This is a genomic window from Streptomyces sp. NBC_00094 (assembly GCF_026343125.1).
Lineage (GTDB): Bacteria > Actinomycetota > Actinomycetes > Streptomycetales > Streptomycetaceae > Streptomyces.
Genome location: NZ_JAPEMB010000001.1, coordinates 3492884 through 3514507 on the forward strand (window position 1 = coordinate 3492884; position 21624 = coordinate 3514507).

18 protein-coding genes are annotated in these 21624 nt (G+C 72.8%); 8 read left to right on the forward strand and 10 right to left on the reverse strand.

The window, feature by feature from the left end; genetic code table 11:
• Positions 1-53: 53 nt before the first annotated feature.
• The 5 genes from OG580_RS15080 to OG580_RS15100 all read right to left on the reverse strand — a co-directional run bounded on the left by OG580_RS15080 (position 54) and on the right by OG580_RS15100 (position 6587).
• Positions 54-1508 (reverse strand): aldehyde dehydrogenase family protein, encoded by a 1455-nt coding sequence (locus tag OG580_RS15080; RefSeq protein ID WP_267044192.1) that lies wholly within the window; start codon positions 1506-1508, stop codon positions 54-56.
• Positions 1505-3244 carry a D-aminoacylase gene (locus OG580_RS15085; RefSeq protein ID WP_323182569.1) on the reverse strand — a complete coding sequence of 580 codons (1740 nt, stop codon included), beginning with the start codon at positions 3242-3244 and terminating at the stop codon, positions 1505-1507. Before OG580_RS15085 ends, OG580_RS15080 begins: the two co-directional genes overlap by 4 nt.
• A 403-nt stretch (positions 3245-3647) precedes the next feature.
• Positions 3648-4772, reverse strand: coding sequence for an LLM class flavin-dependent oxidoreductase (locus tag OG580_RS15090; RefSeq protein WP_267044194.1), 1125 nt, complete (start codon positions 4770-4772; stop codon positions 3648-3650).
• A 118-nt stretch (positions 4773-4890) separates the two neighbouring features.
• A complete protein-coding gene (locus OG580_RS15095; protein ID WP_267044195.1) occupies positions 4891-5652 on the reverse strand; it encodes an SDR family NAD(P)-dependent oxidoreductase in 762 nt (253 codons plus the stop codon).
• Between the two features lie 14 nt (positions 5653-5666).
• The gene (locus OG580_RS15100) at positions 5667-6587 is read right to left on the reverse strand and encodes a TIGR03619 family F420-dependent LLM class oxidoreductase (protein WP_267044196.1); all 921 of its coding nucleotides are present in this window, start codon (positions 6585-6587) and stop codon (positions 5667-5669) included.
• A 142-nt stretch (positions 6588-6729) separates the two neighbouring features.
• On the opposite strand from OG580_RS15100, the gene OG580_RS15105 reads away from it, so the two are divergent.
• Both OG580_RS15105 and OG580_RS15110 read left to right on the forward strand, forming a co-directional pair.
• Positions 6730-7002: a hypothetical protein gene (locus OG580_RS15105; RefSeq protein WP_267044197.1), complete on the forward strand. Its 273-nt coding sequence runs from the start codon at positions 6730-6732 to the stop codon at positions 7000-7002.
• On the forward strand, positions 6999-7391 hold the full coding sequence (locus OG580_RS15110; RefSeq protein ID WP_267044198.1) for a type II toxin-antitoxin system VapC family toxin: 393 nt from the start codon (positions 6999-7001) through the stop codon (positions 7389-7391). Before OG580_RS15105 ends, OG580_RS15110 begins: the two co-directional genes overlap by 4 nt.
• A gap of 67 nt (positions 7392-7458) precedes the next feature.
• Here the strand turns inward: OG580_RS15110 and OG580_RS15115 are convergent, their stop codons facing one another.
• Positions 7459-8676, reverse strand: a complete 1218-nt coding sequence (locus OG580_RS15115; RefSeq protein ID WP_267048012.1) for an amidohydrolase family protein — start codon at positions 8674-8676, stop codon at positions 7459-7461.
• A gap of 313 nt (positions 8677-8989) precedes the next feature.
• Here OG580_RS15115 and OG580_RS15120 point away from each other — a divergent pair, with 313 nt between their 5' ends.
• Positions 8990-11929, forward strand: coding sequence for an AfsR/SARP family transcriptional regulator (locus OG580_RS15120; RefSeq protein ID WP_267048013.1), 2940 nt, complete (start codon positions 8990-8992; stop codon positions 11927-11929).
• A gap of 271 nt (positions 11930-12200) precedes the next feature.
• The gene (locus tag OG580_RS15125) at positions 12201-12443 is read left to right on the forward strand and encodes a hypothetical protein (RefSeq protein WP_267044199.1); all 243 of its coding nucleotides are present in this window, start codon (positions 12201-12203) and stop codon (positions 12441-12443) included.
• A 233-nt stretch (positions 12444-12676) separates the two neighbouring features.
• Here the strand turns inward: OG580_RS15125 and OG580_RS15130 are convergent, their stop codons facing one another.
• On the reverse strand, positions 12677-13333 hold the full coding sequence (locus tag OG580_RS15130; RefSeq protein ID WP_267044200.1) for a hypothetical protein: 657 nt from the start codon (positions 13331-13333) through the stop codon (positions 12677-12679).
• Between the two features lie 131 nt (positions 13334-13464).
• Positions 13465-15027, reverse strand: coding sequence for a FadD3 family acyl-CoA ligase (locus tag OG580_RS15135; protein ID WP_267048014.1), 1563 nt, complete (start codon positions 15025-15027; stop codon positions 13465-13467).
• Between the two features lie 105 nt (positions 15028-15132).
• Between OG580_RS15135 and OG580_RS15140 the strand changes: the two genes are divergently transcribed.
• From OG580_RS15140 to OG580_RS15150, 3 genes are read left to right on the forward strand one after another with little or no spacing between them, the layout of a single operon-like run.
• Positions 15133-16275 carry a lipid-transfer protein gene (locus OG580_RS15140; protein WP_267044201.1) on the forward strand — a complete coding sequence of 381 codons (1143 nt, stop codon included), beginning with the start codon at positions 15133-15135 and terminating at the stop codon, positions 16273-16275.
• Positions 16276-16290: 15 nt separating this feature from the next.
• The gene (locus OG580_RS15145) at positions 16291-16722 is read left to right on the forward strand and encodes a Zn-ribbon domain-containing OB-fold protein (protein ID WP_267044202.1); all 432 of its coding nucleotides are present in this window, start codon (positions 16291-16293) and stop codon (positions 16720-16722) included.
• Positions 16719-17507 carry an enoyl-CoA hydratase/isomerase family protein gene (locus OG580_RS15150; RefSeq protein ID WP_267044203.1) on the forward strand — a complete coding sequence of 263 codons (789 nt, stop codon included), beginning with the start codon at positions 16719-16721 and terminating at the stop codon, positions 17505-17507. The genes OG580_RS15145 and OG580_RS15150 overlap by 4 nt, the downstream gene beginning before the upstream one ends.
• Before the next feature lie 204 nt (positions 17508-17711).
• On the opposite strand, the gene OG580_RS15155 is transcribed toward OG580_RS15150, so the two are convergent.
• Positions 17712-18296 carry a hypothetical protein gene (locus tag OG580_RS15155; RefSeq protein ID WP_267044204.1) on the reverse strand — a complete coding sequence of 195 codons (585 nt, stop codon included), beginning with the start codon at positions 18294-18296 and terminating at the stop codon, positions 17712-17714.
• Positions 18297-18416: 120 nt separating this feature from the next.
• Here OG580_RS15155 and OG580_RS15160 point away from each other — a divergent pair, with 120 nt between their 5' ends.
• The gene (locus OG580_RS15160) at positions 18417-19043 is read left to right on the forward strand and encodes a hypothetical protein (RefSeq protein ID WP_267044205.1); all 627 of its coding nucleotides are present in this window, start codon (positions 18417-18419) and stop codon (positions 19041-19043) included.
• Between the two features lie 22 nt (positions 19044-19065).
• Here OG580_RS15160 and OG580_RS15165 read toward each other — a convergent pair whose 3' ends face one another.
• Positions 19066-21567 carry a PQQ-binding-like beta-propeller repeat protein gene (locus tag OG580_RS15165; RefSeq protein WP_267044206.1) on the reverse strand — a complete coding sequence of 834 codons (2502 nt, stop codon included), beginning with the start codon at positions 21565-21567 and terminating at the stop codon, positions 19066-19068.
• Positions 21568-21624: the final 57 nt, after the last annotated feature.

Sequence of the window (21624 nt, forward strand, 5' to 3'; positions counted from 1 at the left end):
AAATTTCCCGAGGAATTTTCCGAGCGGTTCCCCGGGGTGCCGTCGACCCGGGCTCAGCCCGGCCAGACGACCGCCTGGAGCTCGCTGTACGCGTGCAGCGCGTACGAGCCGACGTCCCGTCCGACCCCGCTCTTCTTGAATCCGCCGAACGGTGCCTCCATGTTCCGTCCGATCGTGTTCACCCCCACCCCGCCGGCCCGCAGCCGGGCCGCGACCCGGAAGGCGCGGGCCACGTCGCCGGACCACACGTAGTCGATCAGGCCGTAGTCGCTGTCGTTGGCGAGCGCGATCCCCTCCTCCTCCCCGTCGAAGGGGACGACCACGACGACCGGGCCGAAGATCTCCTCCCGGACCACCCGCATCTCGTTGGTGCAGTCGGCGAGCAGGGTCGGGGCCACGTAGAAGCCCTTGGCGAAGTCCGGACGCTCGCCGCCGACGACGACCCGCGCCCCCTCCTTCCGCCCCAGCTCGACGTACGACTCCACCCGGTCGCGGTGGGCCGCCGAGATCACCGGGCCGACCACCGTGCCGCGCTCCGTCGGGTCCCCCACCGTCATGAAGGCCATGAAGCCGGTCAGCTTCTCGATCAGCTGCTCGTAGATCCCGCGCTGCGCGAGCACCCGGGTCGGGGCCGTGCAGATCTGCCCGCTGTAGAAGGCGAAGGTCGTCCCGATGCCCATCACCGCGGAGTCCAGGTCCGCGTCGTCGAAGACGACCGCGGCCCCCTTCCCGCCCAGCTCCATCAGCTGCCGCTTGAGCGAGCGCCCGCAGACCTCGCCGATCGCCTGCCCGACGGCCGTCGAGCCGGTGAACGAGACCATGTCGACGTCCGGGGAGTCCACCGCCGCCTGCCCGGACTCCACGGAGGAGCCGGTGACCACGTTGACGACACCCGCCGGGACGCCGGCCTCCGCCAGGGCCCGGGTCATCGCGTACACCGACAGCGGGTCCTGCGGGGCCGGCTTCACGAGGACCGTGTTGCCCATCGCGAGCGCCGGTGCGATCTTGCCCGCCGGGTTGGCCCAGGGATTGTTGTACGAGGTGATGCAGGTGACCACGCCGACCGGGCGCCGCACCGCCACCGCGCCGAACACCCCGGCCTTCCCCATCGGGCCGGCCTCGTTGATCTGCGGCGGCAGCGCCTGCTCGACCGGCTCCATCGCACCCCGGGCGTACCGCCGGAAGCGGGAGGAGCCGATCGCGACCTGCATCCCGCGGGCGGTGCCGGTGGTGGCCCCCGTCTCGGCCCGCGCGAGCAGCACGTTCTCCTCGGCGTCCCGGGCCATCAGGTCCGCGGCCCGGTCGAGGATCGCCGCCCGCTCCTCCGGCTTCGTCCGCGACCAGGAGCCGAAGGCCTCGCGGGCCGCGGCGGCCGCCTCGTACACCTGGGCGCGCGAGGCCTCCGGCGCCAGGCCGACGACCTCCTCCGTGGCCGGGTCTATAACCGGGTAATGGCCGCCGTCGGGCTCGACCCACTCGCCGCCGATGAAAAGCCGCTCGGTCCTCATCGCGTCGCCACCGTCCTCGTGTCACGGCCGGAGCGCAGCACCCTGCCGGGGATCGCGCCGGTCACCTCGTCGTCCCGTACCGTCTCCACGCCGTTGACCCGGACCGAGACGATCCCGATCGCGCGCGAGTCGAGGCGCGGGCTGTCCCCCGGCAGGTCGTGCACCAGGGTCGCCGGGCCCGCCTCGATCCGCTCCGGGTCGAAGAGGACGAGGTCGGCGTGGAAGCCCTCCTCTATACGGCCGCGCTCGCGCAGTCCGAAGAGCCGGGCCGGCTCGTCGGTCAGCATCCGCACCGCCCGCTCCAGGGGAACCAGCTTCCGGCCGCGCAGACAGTCGCCGAGGAAGCGGGTCGTGTAGGGCGCCCCGCACATCCGGTCCAGGTGCGCGCCCGCGTCCGAGCCGCCGAGCAGGACGTCCTCGTGGTCCCAGGTCTCCCGGCGCAGCGCCCAGGAGGCCGGGTCGTTGTCGCTGGGCATCGGCCACAGGACGGTCCGCAGGTCGTCGTTGGCGCAGATCTCGACGAGGCACTGGAAGGCGTCCTGGCCGCGTTCGGCGGCGATGTCCTTCACGACCCGGCCGGTCAGGCCCTCGTTCTCCGCGCTGTACGTGTCGCCGATGACGTACCGGCCGAAGTGCGCGAGCCGCCGGAAGACCCCGGCCTCCTTGGAGTCGGCGCGGCGCAGCATCTCGGCCCGGACGTCGGGGTCGCGGAGCTTCACGATCCGCTCGGGGAGGGGAAGTCCGAGGATCTCGCCCCACCCCGGGATGAGGTTGAGCGCGCAGAACGTGCCGAGCGACATGTTCATGGGGGTGAGGATCGGCATGGTGAGGGCGACGATCCGGCCGCCGGACTTGCGGGCCCGCTCGGAGGCGGTGAGCTGGCGCGGGACGCGTTCGGGGACGGCGGCGTCGATGGTGAGGACGTTCCAGTTGAGCGGACGTCCGGCGGCGGCGGTCATCTCCACGAACAGCTCGATCTCGGCGTCCGAGAACTGGTCGAGGCAGCCGGCCAGGATCGCCTCCAGCTGGGTGCCCTCGTGCTCGCCGACGGCCCGGGAGAGGGCGATCAGCTCGGCGGGGGTGGCGTGCCGGGAGGCGACGGGGGCGCCGTCGCCGTCGGAGTGGGTGGAGGACTGGGTGGTGGAGAGCCCCCAGGCCCCGGCCTCCATGGCCTCCTTGAGGAGGGTGACCATGTGCTCCAGCTGCTCGGGGGTGGGCTGCCCGCCGACGGCGTCGGCGCCCATCACGTACCGGCGCAGGGCGCAGTGGCCGACCATGAAGCCGGCGTTGACGGCGATCCGCCCTTCGAGGGCGTCGAGGTACTCGGCGAAGGACGACCAGCCCCAGTCGACGCCCTCCTCGAGGGCCGCCAGGGCCATGCCCTCGACCTTGGACATCATGCGGCGCGTGTAGTCGGCGTCCTCGGGCCGGTCCGGGTGGAGCGGGGCGAGGGTGAAGCCGCAGTTGCCGCCGGCGACGGTGGTGACGCCGTGGTTCATGGAGGGGGTGGCGTACGGGTCCCAGAAGAGCTGGGCGTCGTAGTGGGTGTGGGGGTCGACGAAGCCGGGGGTGAGGACGAGGCCGGTGGCGTCCTCGGTGGTCCGGGCCTCCTCGCGGACGGTGCCGGGTTCGGCGACGACGGCGATGCGGCCGTCGCGTATCCCGACGTCGGCGGTGAAGGCGGGGGCGCCGGTGCCGTCCACGACGGTGGCGCCGGTGATCAGGTGGTCGAGCATGGACGGAACCTTCCTGTTCTGCGCGCGGACGCGGCGCGTGGACGTCTGTGCGTGGACGCGGGTGTGCCCCGGACCGGGGCCGCCGCGGAACGGCCTCCGGCCGGGGCTGGTACGGGGCAGCGATCCGGGAAGACACCGCCCCGCGCTCATACAGCTGGCACCACCCACCTCGTTGTGGGCATTCGTTCCGCCGGGGCGGGACGGGTGGGCACAACGGGACGGCGCCCCGTGCCGGGCCTAGGCTCCTGCGCCTCAACCCGCACCACGTGTGCGCCGCACTGGTGGTGCGGGTCAGGGCACAGAGGGCGGAGGCGCCGCGGAGGGCGCCGTCCCGTGTGCCCACCCGTCCCGCCCTGCGGGACGATTGCCCACACGGGGAGGGACGGGGGTCCGGCGCGCCCCGTCAGGAGCCCGCGGCCTGACGGAAGCGGGTCGTGCGGTGGACCGGGTCCGTGTCGATCTTGGGGATGACGTGCTCACCGATCAGCTTGATCGAGTTCATCGTGTCCTCGTACGAGATCCCGATCGGGATCCCGAAGGAGAGCTGGTCGGCCCCGGCCTGCTCCCAGCGCTTGCACTGGGAGAGCACCTCCGAGGGGTCGCCGCAGATCATCAGCTCCTCCTGGATGAGGAGTTCGATGATCTCGGCCGAGTACTCGGGGAGCAGCTCGGGCCACGCGGGGATGCCCTCCGGCCGGGGGAAGGTGTCGTGGTAGCGGAAGAGCAGCGACTGGAGGTAGTTGAGGCCGCCCGAGACGGCGATCTCGACGGCCTTGTCGTGGGTCTCCGCGCAGATCGCGGTGGAGGTGACCATGACGTTGTCGTTGACGAAGTCACCGACCGCCTTGGCCTCCTTGATCGCCGTCTTGTACGACTCGACGACCCACTCCATGTCGGAGACCTTCTGCACGCTGAAGCCGAGGACGCCGAGGCCCTTCTTGGCGGCCATGGCGTACGAGGAGGGGGACCCGGCCGCGTACCACATGGCGGGGTGGGACTTCCCGTACGGCTTCGGCAGGATCTTGCGCGGCGGCAGCGACCAGTGCTTGCCCTGGAAGCCGACGTACTCGTCCTGGAGCCACATCTTGGGGAACTCGGCGATCGTCTCCTCCCAGATCTCCTTCGTGTGGTTCATGTCGGTGATGCCCGGCATGAACCCGAGGATCTCGTGGGAGCCCGCGCCGCGCCCCGAGCCGAACTCGAAGCGGCCGCCGGAGAGGTGGTCGAGCATGGCGACCTTCTCGGCCACCTTCACCGGGTGGTTGACGGGGGCGAGGGGGTTGAAGATGCCGGAGCCGAGGTGGATCCGGTCGGTGGCGTGGGCGAGGTAGCCGAGGTAGACGTCGTTGGCGGAGATGTGCGAGTACTCGTCGAGGAAGTGGTGCTCGGAGGCCCAGGCGTACTTGAACCCGGACTTGTCCGCCTGGATGACGTACTCGGTCTCCTCCATGAGGGCCTTGTGCTCGGCTTCGGGATCGGTCTCGGCGCGCTTGCCGACGTATCCCTGTACGAAGATCCCGAATTCCAAGGGGTTCACCGTCCTCGTTATTTCTGACGAACCGTCAGATCGTTGATGTGCCCGACTGTCGCACCACGGGGTGGTCGCGTCAATACCTGATGAACCGTCAGATGACCTCGGGGAGGCCTCAGAACAGGCTCACGCCCGCCAGCCAGCCGCCGTCGATGACGAACGGCTGGCCCGTGATGTACGCCGAGTCCTCGCCCGTCAGGAAGAGCGCGAGCGCCGCCACCTCCGCCGGCCGACCGATCCGCCCGAGCGGCACGAGCTTCCGGTACAGCTCGGCCGTGGACGCCGTGTCCACGCCCTCCGGGTTGCTCATCGGGGTGTCGATCGCGCCGGGGCAGACCGCGTTCACCCGGATGTTCCGTGCGGCCAGTTCGAGCGCCGCGACCTTGGTGAGCCCGAGGACGGCGTGCTTGGAGGCCGCGTAGGCGCCGACGCCGGCCATGCCGGTGAGCCCCGTGTACGAGGCGGTGTTGACGATCGTGCCGCCGCCGGCCGCCGCGATCTCGGGCGCGACCGTCCGGATGCCCAGGAAGCAGCCGGTCTGGTTGACCGAGACGATCGCCTGGAACTCCTCCAGAGGCGTGGCGAGCAGCTCGTTGAAGCGGAGGATCCCGGCGTTGTTGACGAGCCCGTCGATCTTCCCGAACCGCTCCTTGGCCGCGTCCACGGCCGCCGTCCACTCCTCCTCCCGCGTGACGTCGAGGTGGACGTAGAGCGCCTGCCCCTCCCCCAGCTCCTTGGCCAGCGCCTCGCCCGCCTCGTCGAGGACGTCCGCGAGGACGACCCGCGCCCCCTCGGCGGCGAACAGCCGCGCCTCCTGCTCGCCCTGCCCGCGCGCCGCTCCGGTGACGAGGACGACCCTTCCGTCGAGCTTGCCCATGCCTGCCACGCTCCTCAGTTCAGGTGGGGGGCGACCTCCGTGCCGAAGGCCGCCATCTGGTCGATGAGTTCGGTACGGCTCCGGGAGCGGAACCGGACCTGGATCTGGTGCACGCCCATCTCCCCGTACGCGCGCAGGGAGGCGGCCAGCTCCTCGGGCCGGCCGCTCAGGGTGCGGCGGCCGACCTCCCAGCCGGGGGCACCGACGTACAGGGCCTCGGTGATGGCGCCGACGGTCAGGGGCGCCGCGATCCCGGCGTCGGCGCGGAGCCGGAGCAGGTTCCGGATCTTCCCGGCGAGCTTGTCGCGCGGGTCGCCCTGCGGCAGCCAGCCGTCGCCCTTGAGGGCGGCCCGGCGCACGGCGGCCGGCGAGGAGCCGCCCACCCAGACGGGGACCCGCTCCTGGGCCGGCCGGGGCAGCTGCCCGAGGTCCTTGAAGGCGAAGCGCTCCCCCAGGTGCTCGGGGTACTCCTCGGGGCCGAGGGCCGCCCGGAGCGCGTCGACGGTCTCGTCGAGCACGGCGCCCCGGCGCGCGAAGTCCACCCCGAGGACCTCGAACTCCTCCTGGACGTGCCCGGCGCCGACCCCGAGGACCAGGCGGCCGCCGGAGAGGTGGTCGAGCGTCGCGTACGCCTTGGCGGTGACGAGCGGGTGGCGCAGCCCGACGACGGCGACGTGCGAGAGGAGCCGGACCCGCTCGGTGGCGGCGGCGAGGAAGGAGAGCGTGGCGACCGGGTCGTACCAGATGGTGCTCATCGCCCCGGCGAGCCGGCGCGGGATGGCGACGTGGTCACAGCTCGCGAGGTAGTCGAAGCCGTGCGCCTCGGCGGCCCGGGCGACGGCGAGCAGGTCCCCGGGCCCGGCGGCCGCCTCCCAGGGTTCGGCGTAGAGGGTGGATTGCGACTGGACGGGCAGCTGCATCCCGTAGACGACCATGGGAACCCCTTTGTCTGACGCTACGTCAGTTACAGCGACGGCCCCATGCTCACCCCTGATGGCCCATCAGGCAAGGGGTGAAACGAGGATGGGTGGGGGCAAATAACAATCCAATTATTAATCGACTGCTATCATTCTCCCCATGAGCGAGCAGCCCGGCCCCGGCGAGGGCCCGACCCGTCCCATCTCGGTCTCCCTGCACGAGGGGACGATCGCCGCGCTCAAGGAGCGCACCGGCAAGCGCGGCATGTCCTCGTACATCGAGGCGCTTGTCCAGCGCCAGCTGGAGCGGGAACGGCTGCGTGAGCTGATCGAGGACGCCGAGGCGGAACTCGGCCCGGCCGACGCCGCCGCCGTCGAAGCGAAGCGCGCGCTGCTCCGCGGCGAGGCCGCGAAGCAGACTGACGCCGCGTGAGCGGGACGCTCGTCCTCGACTGCGAAGGCCTGTCACTGCTCGTGCGACGCTCCACCGACCTGCTCGAATGGCTCGTGGCAGCCGAGGCCGAGGACATCCGGGTCGTGACCAGCTCCGTCACCCTCGTCGAGGCCCGGGACGCCCGGGTCCCCCAGGCCCGCTTCGACTACGCCGCCTCCCGGGTGAACGTGATTCCTCCGAGCGAGACCATCGCCCGCCTGGCCTGCAAGCTCCTGGCGGGTGCCGGCCTGCACGGCCACAAGTACGCCCTCGACGCCCTCGTGGCCGCGACCGCGCTGTCCTCTCCGGCCCCGGTGACGGTCCTGACCTCGGACCCGGAGGACCTGACCGTCCTGTGCGGGCCCGGCATCCGTGTGATCAAGGTCTGAACGGAAGGCCCGGCAGGGCTTCGGCCCGGAACGACGTGGACGAGGCCCGACCGGTGGGCGTCTCAGGTCACGGCCGCCAGAGGCCCTCCGGGCTCAGCCCGAGGAGGTCGATCGCGTTGCCGCGGACGATCCGCTCGACGACGTCCGGCGCCAGGTGGCCCATCTGGGCCTCACCGACCTCCCGCGACTTGGGCCACGTGGAGTCGGAGTGCGGGTAGTCCGTCTCGTACAGGACGTTCCCGACCCCGATCGCGTCGAGGTTCTTCAGCCCGAAGGCGTCGTCGAAGAAGCAGCCGAAGACGTGGCCGGCGAAGAGCTCGGACGGCGGGCGCAGGACCTTGTCCGCGACCCCGCCCCAGCCCCGGTTCTCCTCCCAGACGACGTCGGCGCGCTCCAGGATGTACGGGATCCAGCCGATCTGGCCCTCCGCGTACATGATCTTCAGGTTGGGGAAGCGCTCGAACTTGCCGCTCATCAGCCAGTCGACCATCGAGAAGCAGCAGTTCGCGAAGGTGATGGTGGATCCGACCGCCGGCGGCGCGTCGGCGGAGGTGGACGGCATCCGGCTGGAGGAGCCGATGTGCATGGCGATGACCGTGCCGGTCTCGTCGCAGGCGCGGAAGAAGGGGTCCCAGTGGTCCGTATGGACCGAGGGGAGCCCGAGGTGGGGCGGTATCTCGGAGAAGGCGACGGCCCGGACCCCCCGCGCGGCGTTGCGGCGGACCTCGGCGGCGGCGAGCTCGGGATCCCAGAGCGGGATGAGGGTGAGCGGGATCAGCCGCCCGTGGGCCTCGGGGCCGCACCACTCCTCGACCATCCAGTCGTTGTAGGCGCGGACGCAGAGGAGGCCGAGCTCGCGGTCGCTCGCCTCGGTGAAGGTCTGCCCGCAGAAGCGCGGGAAGGTGGGGAAGCAGAGGGCGGACTGGACGTGGTTGACGTCCATGTCGGCGAGGCGGTCGGGGACCGAGTGGGAGCCGGGCCGCATCTGCTCGTACGTGATGACTTCGAGCCGGATCTCGTCGCGGTCGTAGCCGACGGCGGTGTCGAGCCGGGTGAGGGGCCGGTGCAGGTCCTCGTACACCCACCAGTCACCGATGGGCCCGTCCTCGCCCTTGGCGCCCATGACCGGGGCGAACTTGCCGCCGAGGAAGGTCATTTCCCTGAGGGGCGCGCGGACGATCCGGGGGCCGGTGTCGTGGAAGCGGGACGGGAGCCGGTCGCGCCAGACGTGCGGGGGCTCCACGGTGTGGTCGTCCACCGAGATGATCTTCGGGAAGGTCTCCATGCTCTCCATGGCTTTCACGGTAGCGCCGATCTGACGGCCCGTCAGCTATCGTGGCGTACAACGGTCGCGCAACGGCCCGGTCCCAGCCCGGCTCCAACCCCGCTCCCGGCCCCGCTCTCGACCGACCCGCTGCTGACGGACTCCCTCCGGACAAGGCAGACTGTGGTGGGCGAAACCAGCGGTACGGGCAGGGGGAGCTATGGACCGTGAAGACGGGCCGCGAGTTCCGGTGCAGCGGGCTCCGAAGACGGGCACGGGTGCCGACGCGGGCGCGGGCACGGGTTCCGGGATGGTCGCGGGCACGGGTTCCGGAATGGTCGCGGGCACGGGCACCGAGGTGGTCGCCGGCACCACCGGCACCACCGGTGAGCTGCGCTTCGGCGTGCTCGGCCCCGTACGCGCCTGGCGCGACGGCGAGGCCCTGCCCACCGGCTCGCCCCAGCAGCGCGCCCTGCTCGCCGCCCTCCTCCTGCGCGGCGGACGCACCGCCACCGCCTCCGAGCTGATCGACGCGATCTGGGGCGAGGACCCGCCGTCACAGGCACTCGCCGCGGTACGGACGTACGCCTCCCGCCTCCGCAAGGCACTCGACCCGAAGGTCCTGGTCAGCGAGTCCGGCGGCTACGCGCTGCGCACCAAGGCCCTGGACCTCCTCACCGCGCAGGAACTGGCCGCCGGAGCCGAGAAGCTCCGGGCCTCGGGGGACCGCGCGGGCGCCCGGGAGCGGCTCGCCGACGCCCTCGCCCTGTGGGACGGCGAGGTGCTCGCCTCCGTACCCGGCCCGTACGCCGAGACGCAGCGGACCCGCCTGGAGGAGTGGCGGCTCACGCTCCTGGAGACCCGGCTCGACATCGACCTGGAGGTCGGCGCGCACGCCGAGGCCGTCTCCGAACTGACCGCGCTCACCGCCGCGCACCCGCTGCGCGAGCGGCTCCGCGAGCTGCTGATGCTCGCCCTCTACCGGGGCGGGCGGCAGGCGGAGGCGCTCGCCGTGTACGCGGACACGCGCCGGCTCCTCGCCGACGAACTCGGCGTCGACCCGACCCCCGAACTCTCCCGGCTCCAGCAGCGCATCCTCCAGGGAGACTCCGAGCTGGCCCGCCCGGTCGAGGAGGCCGCCCCGGCCGCCGCGCCCGTCGCGCGCCCCGCCCAGCTCCCGGCGACGGTCCCGGACTTCACGGGCCGGTCCTCCTTCGTACGGGAACTCGGCGCCAGGCTCGCGACGGCCGAGGGCCACGTCATGGCCGTATCGGCGCTCGCGGGCATCGGCGGCGTCGGCAAGACGACGCTCGCGGTGCACGTGGCCCACGAGGCCCGGCCGCACTTCCCGGACGGCCAGCTGTACGTGGACCTCCAGGGCGCCGGCAACCGCGCCGCCGCCCCGGAGACCGTCCTCGGCTCCTTCCTCCGCGCCCTCGGCACCCCCGACTCGGCGATCCCGGACTCGCTCGACGACCGCGCCGCGCTCTACCGCTCGACGCTGGACGGCCGCCGGGTCCTGGTCCTCCTGGACAACGCCCGGGACGCGGCCCAGATCCGCCCGCTGCTCCCCGGAACGGCCGGCTGCGCGGCCCTGGTGACGAGCCGTATCCGCATGGTCGACCTGGCGGGCGCGCACCTGGTGGACCTGGACGTCATGTCCCCGGAGGAAGCACTCCAGCTCTTCACGAGGATCGTCGGCGAGGAACGCGTCCGGGCGGAACGGGAAGCAGCCCTCGACGTCGTCGCGGCCTGCGGCTTCCTCCCCCTCGCCATCCGCATCGCGGCGTCCCGCCTGGCGGCGCGCCGCACCTGGACGGTCTCGGTCCTGGCGGCGAAGCTCGCCGACGAACGCCGCCGCCTCGACGAACTCCAGGCGGGCGACCTCGCGGTCAAGGCCACCTTCGAACTCGGCTACGGCCAGCTGGAACCGGCCCAGGCCCGCGCCTTCCGCCTCCTCGGCCTCGCCGACGGTCCGGACATCTCGCTCGCGGCGGCCGCCGCGCTCCTGGACCTCCCCCTCTGGGACACGGAGGACCTCCTGGAGGCCCTGGTCGACACGTCCCTCCTGGAATCGGCGGCCCCGGGCCGCTACCGCTACCACGACCTGGTCCGGCTCTACGCGCGTGCCTGCGCGGACCGCGACGAACAGCCCCCGTCGGAGAAGGAGTCGGCGCTCTCCCGGCTCCTCGACTTCTACCTCTCGACGGCGGCCCGGGTGTACGCGATCGAGCGCCCCGGCGACCGCCTGGTCGACCACCTGGAAACCACGACCCACGAGGGCCTCACCTTCACCGACCGCCACACGGCCCAGGACTGGCTGTACGCGGAGGCCAACTGCCTCCTGGCCACGGTCCGCCAGTCGGCCGCGTCCCCGGCCACGCTGCGCCGGGGCGTGGACCTGCTGTGGGCGTCGCTGGACCTCGGGGAATCGGGGGCGAACTCCAGGGAGTTCGAGGCGACGGGCGTCGTCGTGCGCGACGCCGCCCGCACCCACGCGGACGCCAGGACCGAGGGCCGCGCGCTCATGGTTCTCGCCGGTGTCCACCACACGGCGGGCCGGTTCAAGGAGGCGGACCGCGACGCCGAACTCGCCCTGCCGCACGCGGACCGGGCCGGCGATCCCGTACCGGCCTGCTGGTCCGCCAACGCCCGCGGAATCATCGCGCTGTACCAGAACCGCTTCGCGGAGGGCGAGCGGTACCTCACCGAGGCGATCGAACGGTTCCGCGGCATCGGGGACGAGCCGGGAGAGGCGAGCGCCCTCTGCAATCTGTCGCGCATCCACCTGGCCATGGGCCGTACGTCGAGTGCCATCGCCCTCGCCCGGCAGGGCACGGAGATCTACGACTCGATGGGGCACGCGCTGCGGGGCGCCAACGGGCGGTACGCCCTCGGCCTCGCCCTCACCCAGGACGACCAACTCGCCGCGGCCGGCGAACAGCTCCGCGAAGCGCTGGCGGTCTTCGCCGACAGCAGGCAGCGGCTGTGGGAGGGCATGACCCTCTTCAGGCTGTCCGAAGTGGACCTCGCCGCCCGTCGGCACGCCCAGGCCGCGTCGAACGCCGAGATGGCCCTCACGGTCCTGCGGGGCATCGGGGGCGAGTGGCGGCGGGGCAACGTGCTCACGGTCCTGGGCCGGGCCCTCTTCGGCATCGGCCAGAGCGGCCGAGCGCTGGTCTGCTGGCAGGAGGCGCTCGGCATCTTCGACGCCCTCGGGGCCCCGGAAGCCGCCGAGGTCCGTGCGCTGCTGACCCCCGCGAAGGCGGCGTAGGGGGCTCGCGGTGCCAGACACCGCGAGCCCGGACTGATCGGCAAGACCCCCCAGACCGCTCCGGCCAGTGCGTTCATCGTTCGTTTATCGCTGCCCGGCATGCTCTTATCCATGGCGATCCGCCGCGTCGGGGGGCAGACGGGTCGCCGATGAGGGTCACTGCCCCTGAGTACTAGGGTGATCGGCCCCGGAGATTCGTCCAGCTGTCCACGGGGGAACGGCTGGGCGAATCTCCTCACCTCTCGGACATCACACGCAGGAGTTGACGAGCATGACCGACCCGATCAAGCAGGACCCGATCATCAAGCCCATGGACATGCACGCCACCTCGGAGCCGGCGCTCGACGCGATCACGGACAAGATCACGGGCGGCCACGAGGAGTCCATCACCACCAAGGACATGCACGCCACCTCCGAGCCGGCGCTCGACGCCATCGCCGAGAAGATCACCGGCGGCCACGAGGAGTCCATCACCACCATGGACATGCACGCCACCACGGAGCCGGCCAAGTAGACCATTCCCGACGGGGAAAGGCCGCGGCGGCGACTTCGGGGGAGCCGCCGGGGCCCAGGAGGTCCGGTCGACGGGGGAGCACACGGACTCGGGGGACACCCGACGGACCCAGGGGGGATCCGTCCGGGCAGGGCCCGTGCGCAACGCGATCGGACCACCGCACAGGAGGGGCCGGGCATCCGCCCGGCCCCTTCGGCGTGCGCGGGACGTACGGAACCACGCCTCCGCGCGCCTCAGCGGGCGTAGGAGCCCAGGCCGACCAGGCAGTACACGTACTCGCTGACGACGGCGCCGTTCATCGTGTACCGGTGCGAGAAGGCGTACTCCGTCTTCGGGTTGGCGTTGCACTTGTCCATGTCGGAGGTGAAGGGGAACGTCTGGATCACCTTGTAGTGGGCGTCCGAGGCCGAGCAGGAGACCTCCTCGACGTCGTCGACGCTCTGCGCGGTCTCGGAGTCGGGCAGCCGCCCGTTGAGGCAGGTGCCCTTGTCGAACGGTTCGGGCTCCTCCTCGGTGGGGGTCGCGGTGGCCGTGCCGAGGGGGTCGAGGGTGGGGAACGGCGCGACCGAGAAGGTCGGGATCGGGCCCGGGCCCTTGGAGCCGGCGGAGTCCTTGTCGTCGTTCAGGAGGTACCCGCCCCCGACGAGCGCGCCGATCACGACGAGCGGGACGAGGCAGCCGAGGACGCCGGACCTCTTGGCCTGCTGCCCGCCGGCGACCGTGATCCGCACGTACACCACGCCGTCGCCGATCCGGGCCGGGACGAGGTCTCCGTGACGGCAGGGCGGGACGGTGAGCTGGGCGGGGCCGGTCGGCAGGTGGATCGGGATGACGACGCCGGTGGCGGCCTGCTGCGGGGTGAGGGTGAGGGGGATCTCTTGCGTCGACACCGGCTGCTCCTGAAGGAGGGGGTGAGGTAAGGGAAGCGTAAGACTGCCCATATGACGTGTGCACGTGGAGAGTTGGTTGCACTCCCCACCACGTCACCCCCTCCCCACCACGTCACCCCCCTCCCCCCACGTCACCCCCCCGCCGCCACCCGCCCCCTCAGCTCCCCCTTCACGACCTTCCCGCTCGCGTTCCTCGGGAGCTCCGTCACGAACTCGACCTCCCTCGGCACCTTGTAGTTCGCCATCTCCCGCCGCGACCAGGCGATCAGGTCGTCCGCCGTCACCCGCGACCCCGCCCTCCGTACCGCGAAGGCCTTGCCCACCTCGCCCAGCCTCGGGTCGGGGATGCCGACGACGGCGACGTCCGCGATGTCGGGGTGGAGGCCCAGGAGTTGCTCGATCTCGGCCGGGTAGGCGTTGAAGCCGCCCACGATGAACATGTCCTTCAGGCGGTCCGTGATCCGCAGGTTCCCCGCCTCGTCCAGGACGCCGATGTCCCCGGTGTGCAGCCAGCCGTCCGCGTCGATCGCCGCCGCGGTCTCCTCCGCGTCCTCGAAGTAGCCGCGCATGACGTGGTGGCCCCGAACGAGGACCTCGCCGGTGGGCGAGAGCCGGACCTCCGTGTCCGGGATCGGGCGGCCCGAGGTGGTGGCGACGGTCTCGGCCGGGTCGTCGCGGCGGCACATCGTGACGATGCCGCTCGCCTCGGAGAGCCCGTACGCCGTGAGGACCGTGCCCACCCCCAGCTCCGTACGGAGCCGCTCGACGAGCCGGAGCGGGACCACGGCCGCACCCGTCACGACGAGCCGGAGCGAGGAGAGGTCGTGGGACGCGCGGGCGGGGTGGTCCAGGAGGGACTGGTGAAGGGTGGGCGGGCCGGGGAGGACCGTGACGCGCTCGGCGGCGATGTTGGCGAGGACGGTGTCCACGGTGAAGACGGACTGCGGGACGATCACCGCGCCGCGCATGAGGCAGGCGAGGATGCCGGCCTTGTAGCCGAAGGTGTGGAAGAAGGGGTTGACCACGAGGTAGCGGTCGCCCTCCCGGAGGCCGGCCAGTTCGGACCAGACCGCGTAGCAGCGCAGGGTCTGGGCGTGGCCGATGACGGCGCCCTTGGGGCTGCCGGTGGTGCCCGAGGTGTAGATGATGTCGGAGGGGTCGGCGGGGTCGATCGCGTCGGCCCGGGCGCGGACCCGCTCGGCCGGGACCCGGTCGCCCGCCGCGAGGAAGGCCTTCCAGGTCGTCCAGGCCGGGTCGTCGGGCGCGGTGTCGCCGAGGACGACGGCCTTCTCCAGGTCCGGGAGTTCGACGCCCGAGCGGCGCAGGGAGGCCACGTACGAGGTGCCGAGGAAGGTGCCGGTGACGAAGAGCAGGCGGGCCCGGGAGCGCCGGAGTACGTGGGCGGCCTCCGTCCCCTTGAAGCGGGTGTTCAGGGGGACGAGGACGGCTCCGGCGGTGACGGCGCCGAGCGCCGAGACGATCCAGTCGAGGGTGTTGGGGGCCCAGATCGCGACCCGGTCCCCCACCCGTATCCCGGTGGCGAGACACGCGGCGGCGGCCCGTTCGACCCGCTCGCCGAGTTCGGCGTACGTGACGCGGGCGCGTCCGTCGACGACCGCCTCCCGCTCCCCGTACCGCTCGGCCGCCGCCCGTACGAGCCCGGGGATCGTGCCCCACTCCAGGTCGCCGCGCATCTCCACCTCCAGCACTCACTCCGCCGGCTCCCGTGAGCTGACTATCCGTCAGATTAGTTGTAACCTGACGCGCTGTCAGTAGAGCTGCCACACGTGGAGGTTGTCTTGCTCAAGGACGCCACGGCCATCGTCGGGATCGGGCAGACCGCCTTCGCCAAACGACTCCCCGAGACCGAGAAGGCCCTCGCCTGCCGGGCGATCCTCGCCGCCCTCGACGACGCCGGGATCGACCCCTCCGAGGTCGACGGCTTCGCCTCGTACACGATGGAGGAGACCGACGAGGTCGAGGTCGCCAAGTCCATCGGCGCCGGCGACGTCACCTTCTTCTCCAAGATCGGCTACGGCGGCGGCGGCTCCTGCGCCACCGTCGGCCACCTCGCCGCCGCCGTCGCCACCGGCCAGGCGAGCGTCGGCGTCGCCTGGCGCTCGCGCAAACGCGGCTCCGGCCCCCGGCCCTGGACCAACACCGCCGCCCAGCTCGCCACCCCCGGCCAGTGGACCCGCCCCTTCGGGCTGCTCCGCCCCGCCGACGAGATCGGCATGCTCGCCCGCCGCTACATGCACGAGTACGGCGCCACCCGCGACCACCTCTTCAACGTCGCCCTCGCCTGCCGCAACCGCGCCAACCAGAACCCCGCCGCGATCATGTACGAACGCCCGCTCACCCGCGAGATGTACATGACCGCCCGCTGGATCAGCGAACCCCTCTGCCTCTTCGACAACTGCCTGGAGACCGACGGGGCGCTCGCCTGCGTCATCGTCTCCGCCGAACGCGCCCGCGACTGCCGGCAGAAGCCGGTGTACGTGCACTCCGCCGCCCAGGGCCTGCCCGCCCAGCACCACGGCATGGTCAACTACTGGAACGACGACCCGCTCTCCGGACCCGCCTGGACCGCCGCCCGACACCTCTGGAAGCAAGCCGACTTCGGCCCCCAGGACGTCGACGTCGCCCAGATCTACGACGCCTTCACCCCGCTCGTCCCGCTCTCCCTGGAGGGCTACGGCTTCTGCGGACGCGGCGAAGGGGCCGCCTTCACCGAGGGCGGCGCCCTGGAGATCGGCGGCCGGCTGCCCCTCAACACCGGCGGCGGCGGCCTCTCCGAGGCGTACGTCCACGGCTTCAACCTCATCAACGAGGGCGTGAAGCAGCTCCGCGGCACCTCCACCGCCCAAGTACCCGACGCGGCCACCTGCCTGGTCACGGCGGGCGAGGGCGTCCCCACCTCCGCGATCCTCCTTCGAGCCTGAGGAGCCGAGACACCGATGCTGACACCCGTCGCCGACGAGGACGGCGCTCCCTTCTGGGAGTACACCGCCCGGGGCGAGCTCCGCGTCCAGGCCTGCGCGGCCCCCGACTGCGGCGAGCTCCGCTTCCCGCCCCGCCCCTGCTGCCCGCACTGCCACTCCTTCGACAGCGAGTGGCGGCTCATGTCCGGACGCGGCCGGATCTGGTCGTACGTCCTGCCGCACCCGCCGCTCCTGCCCGACTACGCCGCCCAGCCCGGCTACAACGCGGTCCTCGTCGAACTGGCCGAGGCCCCCCGCATCCGTCTCGTCGGCAACGTGGTCACCATCCCCGACGCCCCCCTGAACTCGGTCGACCCGGGCCGGCTGCGCATCGGCGCCCCGGTGAAGGTCGCCTTCACCGAGGTCGACGGCGTCACCGTCCCCCGCTGGCTCCTGGAGCGCGGGTGAGTATCCGGGTGGAGCGGGACAAGGAGACCGGGGTCGCGGTCGTCACCCTCGACCGGCCCGCGAAACACAACTCCGTCACCCTCGACATGGCCCGCGAACTCGCCGCCGTCTGGCGGGGTTTCCGGTACGAGGACGACATCCGCGCGATCGTCGTCACCGGGGCCGGGGGGCGGGCCTTCTGCACCGGGATCGACCGGGACGCCGTCGGGAACATCCCGCAGCCCTCGTCCCCGTACACGATCGACGACCCCCTCCTCACGATCGGCCCCAAGGCGAACGACCTGTGGAAGCCGGTCGTCGCCGCCGTCGAGGGCATGGCGTGCGGCGGGGCCTTCTACCTGCTCGGCGAGGCCGAGTTCCTGGTCGCGGGCGAGGACGCCACCTTCTTCGACCCGCACACCACCTACGGGATGGTCAGCGCCTTCGAGACCGTCCACATGGCGCAGCGGATGCCGTACGGGGAGATCGCCCGGATGGCCCTGATGGGCAGCGCGGAACGGATCTCGGCCCGACGGGCGTACGAGACGGGGCTCGTCTCCGAGCTGACCCCGACCGGCGGGGCCCTGGAGGCCGCCCTGCGGGCCGCCGCCGTCATCGCGACGCACCCGACCGAGGCCGTCCAGGGCACGGTCCGGGCCCTCTGGTCGGTCACGGAACCGTCCCGCACCCCGGCCCTCGCACAGGCACCGCACCTGGTCGCCCTGGGGAACCTGCCGCCGGAGCGCCAGGGGGAGCTGTTCGGCGGAAGAAGGAGCGGGGGCGGGGGCGGATACCGGCTGCGGTGAGACGCGGGGGCGGGGCCCTGGGGCTAGGCCGGGACCCTGGGGCTGGACCCTGGGGCTGGACCCGGGGGCTGGACCCGGGGGCTGGACCCGGGGCTAGGCCTGGACCCGGGGCGGGGCCTGAACCCGGGGCTAGGCCTGGACCCGGGGCGGGGCCTGAACCCGGGCCGGGGCCTGGACCCGAGGCCCGCGCCCAGGTGGGTCCCGCTACGGCCGCTCGCGGACCTCGCCCGGTACGCAGTTCCGCACCCGGTCGACCGCCTTCGGCGTCCGCATGGCCACGTCGACGGTCTCCGTCGCGCCCTCCTCGACCGTGACGTCGACCGTCCGCGCGTCGACCGTCACGCCCTGGGCGTCCTTGAACTCCACCGTGATCTCGAAGGCCCCCTGGACCGTCCAGTCCTTCGGGGTGACCTCCACGGTCGCCGTGGTGTCGGCGGCGCGGGCCGGCTTTCCCTTGCGCTTCTTCTGCGCGGGCTTCACGCAGTCCACGACGACGACCTCGACCCGCGCCGCCGTCGAGGAGGTGACGGTCGGCGTGACCGTCGCACCGCTGCCGGAGCCGCCGCCCGAACCACTGTCCGCGCCACTGTCCGCGCCGCTGTCCGAGCCGCCCGTCGAGCCGCCGTCGTAGTCGTCGTTGCTCTTCTTGGAGCTGGAGCAGCCGCCGCCGGAGTCGCCGCCGCGGCTCTTGCCGCTGCCGCTCTTGCCTCCGGTACTCGTCTGGAACCCGGTCAGCGCGAGCACCACCACCGTGAGCGTCGCCGCCATCTTCAGACGTGTGCGTACCATCGCGCCCCTCCTCTGTCGTGTCCGCGCCACACCCTAGGTGATGCCCGGCGCCGCATGGCGGGGCCCCCGCACCGGGCGTAGCGTCGAGAACGAGAGCCGGACCGTCAAGGAGGCCGCTCGATGATCCGCAATCTCCTCGGCTCGGTCCTGGCCCTCACCGGAGCGACGGCCGCCGTCTGGAGCCCCTTCCGTGCCTGGTACGACGGCCGTCACGGGCGCGACTACGCCATCGACGAGCTGTTCACCGGCCTCACGGACGCCAAGGCCGAGGTGATCGGCTCGATCCTGCTGCCCTTCGCCTTCGCCGCCCTCGTCACGCTCGTCGGGGTCGTCCTGCGCTCCCGGCTGCTCGTCGCCCTCGCCGGTCTCGTCGTCCTCGGCTTCACCGTCTTCTGGATGGTGCGGGTCGGGCAGGCCGAAGGCAGCCTCGTGATCTCCGGTGACGGCAGGGGGCTGGGCGACGGCGTCGCGAACGCCTTCGGCGGCGGGGTCCTGCTGCTGCTCGGCGCGGTCGTCATGTCGGGCCGGTCGCGCGGCCACCGGGGGAAGCGGGTGGACCACGAACCGCGGCCCACCCACCCCACGCTGGACGGCCCGCCGCCCGGGGGCGACGTCACCGACGTCACGGACGGGCCGCACCGCCATCCGCAGGCCTCGGCGCCGTACGCCGCGCCCACCCAGCCGTTCGACGTCCCGGTCTGGGACCCGGACCGGGAGGGCCCCCCGCAGCGTCCGGACAGGCCGTAGGGCCCGTCCGGCGGATCGGCGTCTAGCGGGCCGCGGCCCCCCGGCCCGTGGCCGTGCCCTTGACCGCGTCGAGCGCGTACACGCAGCGGTCCTTGCTGCACGCGTACACGACCCCGCCCCTGACCACCGGCGAGCCGGTGATCTCGCCGCCCGTCGCGAGCTTCCAGCGGAGCTGGCCGCCGGTCGCGTCCAGGGTGTACAGGACGTGGTCGGCCGAGCCGAAGTGCACCCGTCCGTCGGCGACGACCGGGGAGCCGACGAGGCCCCCGCCCGCCGCGAACCGCCACCGCGGGGTGCCGGTGACCGCGTCGAGCGTGTAGAGCGCGCTGCCGCTGCCGACGTGGACGTTGCCGTCGGCGACGAGCACCGGCTCGGCCGACTGGCGCGGCTCCGTCGCGATCCGCCAGCGGTCCTGGCCGGTCGTGGCGTCGAGCGCGTACACCGTGCCGAGGTGGTCGGAGAGGTACACCCCGCCGCCCGTGACGGCCGGTCCCGGCGCGAACGCCGGCGGGGAGAGGAAGACGGCGGGCGCCTCGAAGTGCCAGCGGACGTGCCCGGCGGCGATGTCGATCGAGAGGACCCGGGTGCCGGCGGACACGTACACGCAGCCGTCCTCGGCCGGGGCCACCCGGACGGGTACGCCGGCGCAGGAGGCGGCGTCGCCGATCGGGTACGACCAGCGCTCCACCCCTGTCCGGGCGTCGAGGGCCTGGAGCCGCGCGTCCCGCCACACGTACACGGTGTCGCCGTGCACGGCGGGCCCCGCCTCCGGGGTCTCGAAGTCCGTCTGGGCTCCGGTGACCTCCCACAGCTTGGCGCCGTTGGAGGCCTCCCAGCCCTGGACCCCGCCGCCACGGGTGCCGGTGACGACCGTGCCCCGGTCGACCTGGAGGGAGTACACCCAGGCGTCCGTGTGGAGCCGCCAGCGCTCGCCGCCGTCGGTCGCGTCGAGTGCATACAGCGTGGGCCCGTCGGAGGCGTGGATACGGCCCGCGGCCACCGCCATCGACCAGGCCACGTCCCGGGTCTTGAACTGGCGCCGGCCACTCCCCGTGTCCAGGGCGTGGACCTCGAAGGAGGTCACGTAGAGCAGGTCGCCGTCGACGACCGGGGTGCCCCAGACGTCGTTCGACATCCGGAAGCGCCAGGGCCGCCAGGGGCCGGGCTCCGGCGGGGCCTGGCCGGCGCCGTCGCCCTGCGGGGGTACGGAGACGGGCCGGGCGCCGGGCGCCGGGCCGGGCTCGGCGCCGTGCGGGCCGCCGCCGGGCGGACGGATCCAGCCGGTCGCCGGGCCCGCGTCGGCGCTGCGGCCGACGGCGAGCGCGGCGCGGGTGTCGGAGACCCGGGGGCCGGGGCCGATGGGCACGGTGGCGCCGCCCAGCCGGACGGGGCCGCCCTCGCTCTCGGCGGGACCCGCGTGCCGGCCGCCGAACTGCGCGGGCTGCGGCTGTCCGCCGCCGACGTGCGCGGGCTCGTGACGGCCGCCACCGAGGTGCGCGGGCTCGGAGTACGCCGGCTCGGGACGCGCGGGACCGGGCTCCCGGGAGCGCGGGTCGCCGCCGGACCAGTCGGTGGGCCGCACGGGCGGGCGCGGCGGCATCGGCGGGGCGGGCGGAGCGGGCGTGGTACGGCCGCCGCCGCGGCGCCGCTCGATCATGGCGGTGGCCGAATGCGGCAGCCAGGCCGAGGCCGTACCGCTGTCGTCGCTGCCGGGGCCGAAGAGGTGCGGGGCGAGCTGGGCCTGCAGGTCGGCGGGGCTGGGCCGCCGGGCGACGTCCATCTGCATGCAGGAGTCGATGAGGGGCCGCAGCTCCTCGGGCAGGCCTTCCAGGTCGGGGCCCTCGCGGAGCAGCATGAAGACGGTCTCGACCGGGTTGGCGCCGTGGAAGGGCGCGTGGCCGGTGGCGGCGAAGACCAGCATCGAGCCCAGCGAGAAGACGTCGCTCGCGCCGGTGACGCTCCGCGAGTCGCGGGCCTGCTCGGGCGACATGTAGGCGGGGGTGCCGACGGCGACGTTGGTCATGGTCAGGCGCGTGTTGGAGACGCCCGACGCGATGCCGAAGTCGATCACCCGGGGGCCGTCCTCGACGACGAGGACGTTGGACGGCTTGAGGTCACGGTGGACCAGGCCCGCTCCGTGGATGGACTGGAGGGCCTCGGCGACGCCGGCCGCGAGCCATCGCACGGCCTGGGCCGGGAGCGGCCCGCACTCGTTCACTATCTCTTCGAGAGAGGGCGCGGGGACGTAGGCGGTGGCCAGCCACGGCACGGCGGCCCGCGGGTCGGCGTCCACCACGGCGGCCGTGTAGAAGCCCGAGACGGCCCGGGCGGCCTCCACCTCCCGCGTGAAGCGGACGCGGAACAGCTGGTCCTCGGCGAGCTCCGTGCGCACGGTCTTGATCGCCACGCGCCGGCCCGAGGCCGAGCGCGCGAGATAGACCAGGCCCATTCCGCCCGCGCCGAGCCGGCCCAGCACCTCGAAGGGCCCGATACGTCTCGGGTCGTGCTGCGTCAGCTGTTCCACTTGCCTGCCACCTCCCCGTCGGGCCATGAGGGTACGGCCCCGTGGCCCTGATTCTTC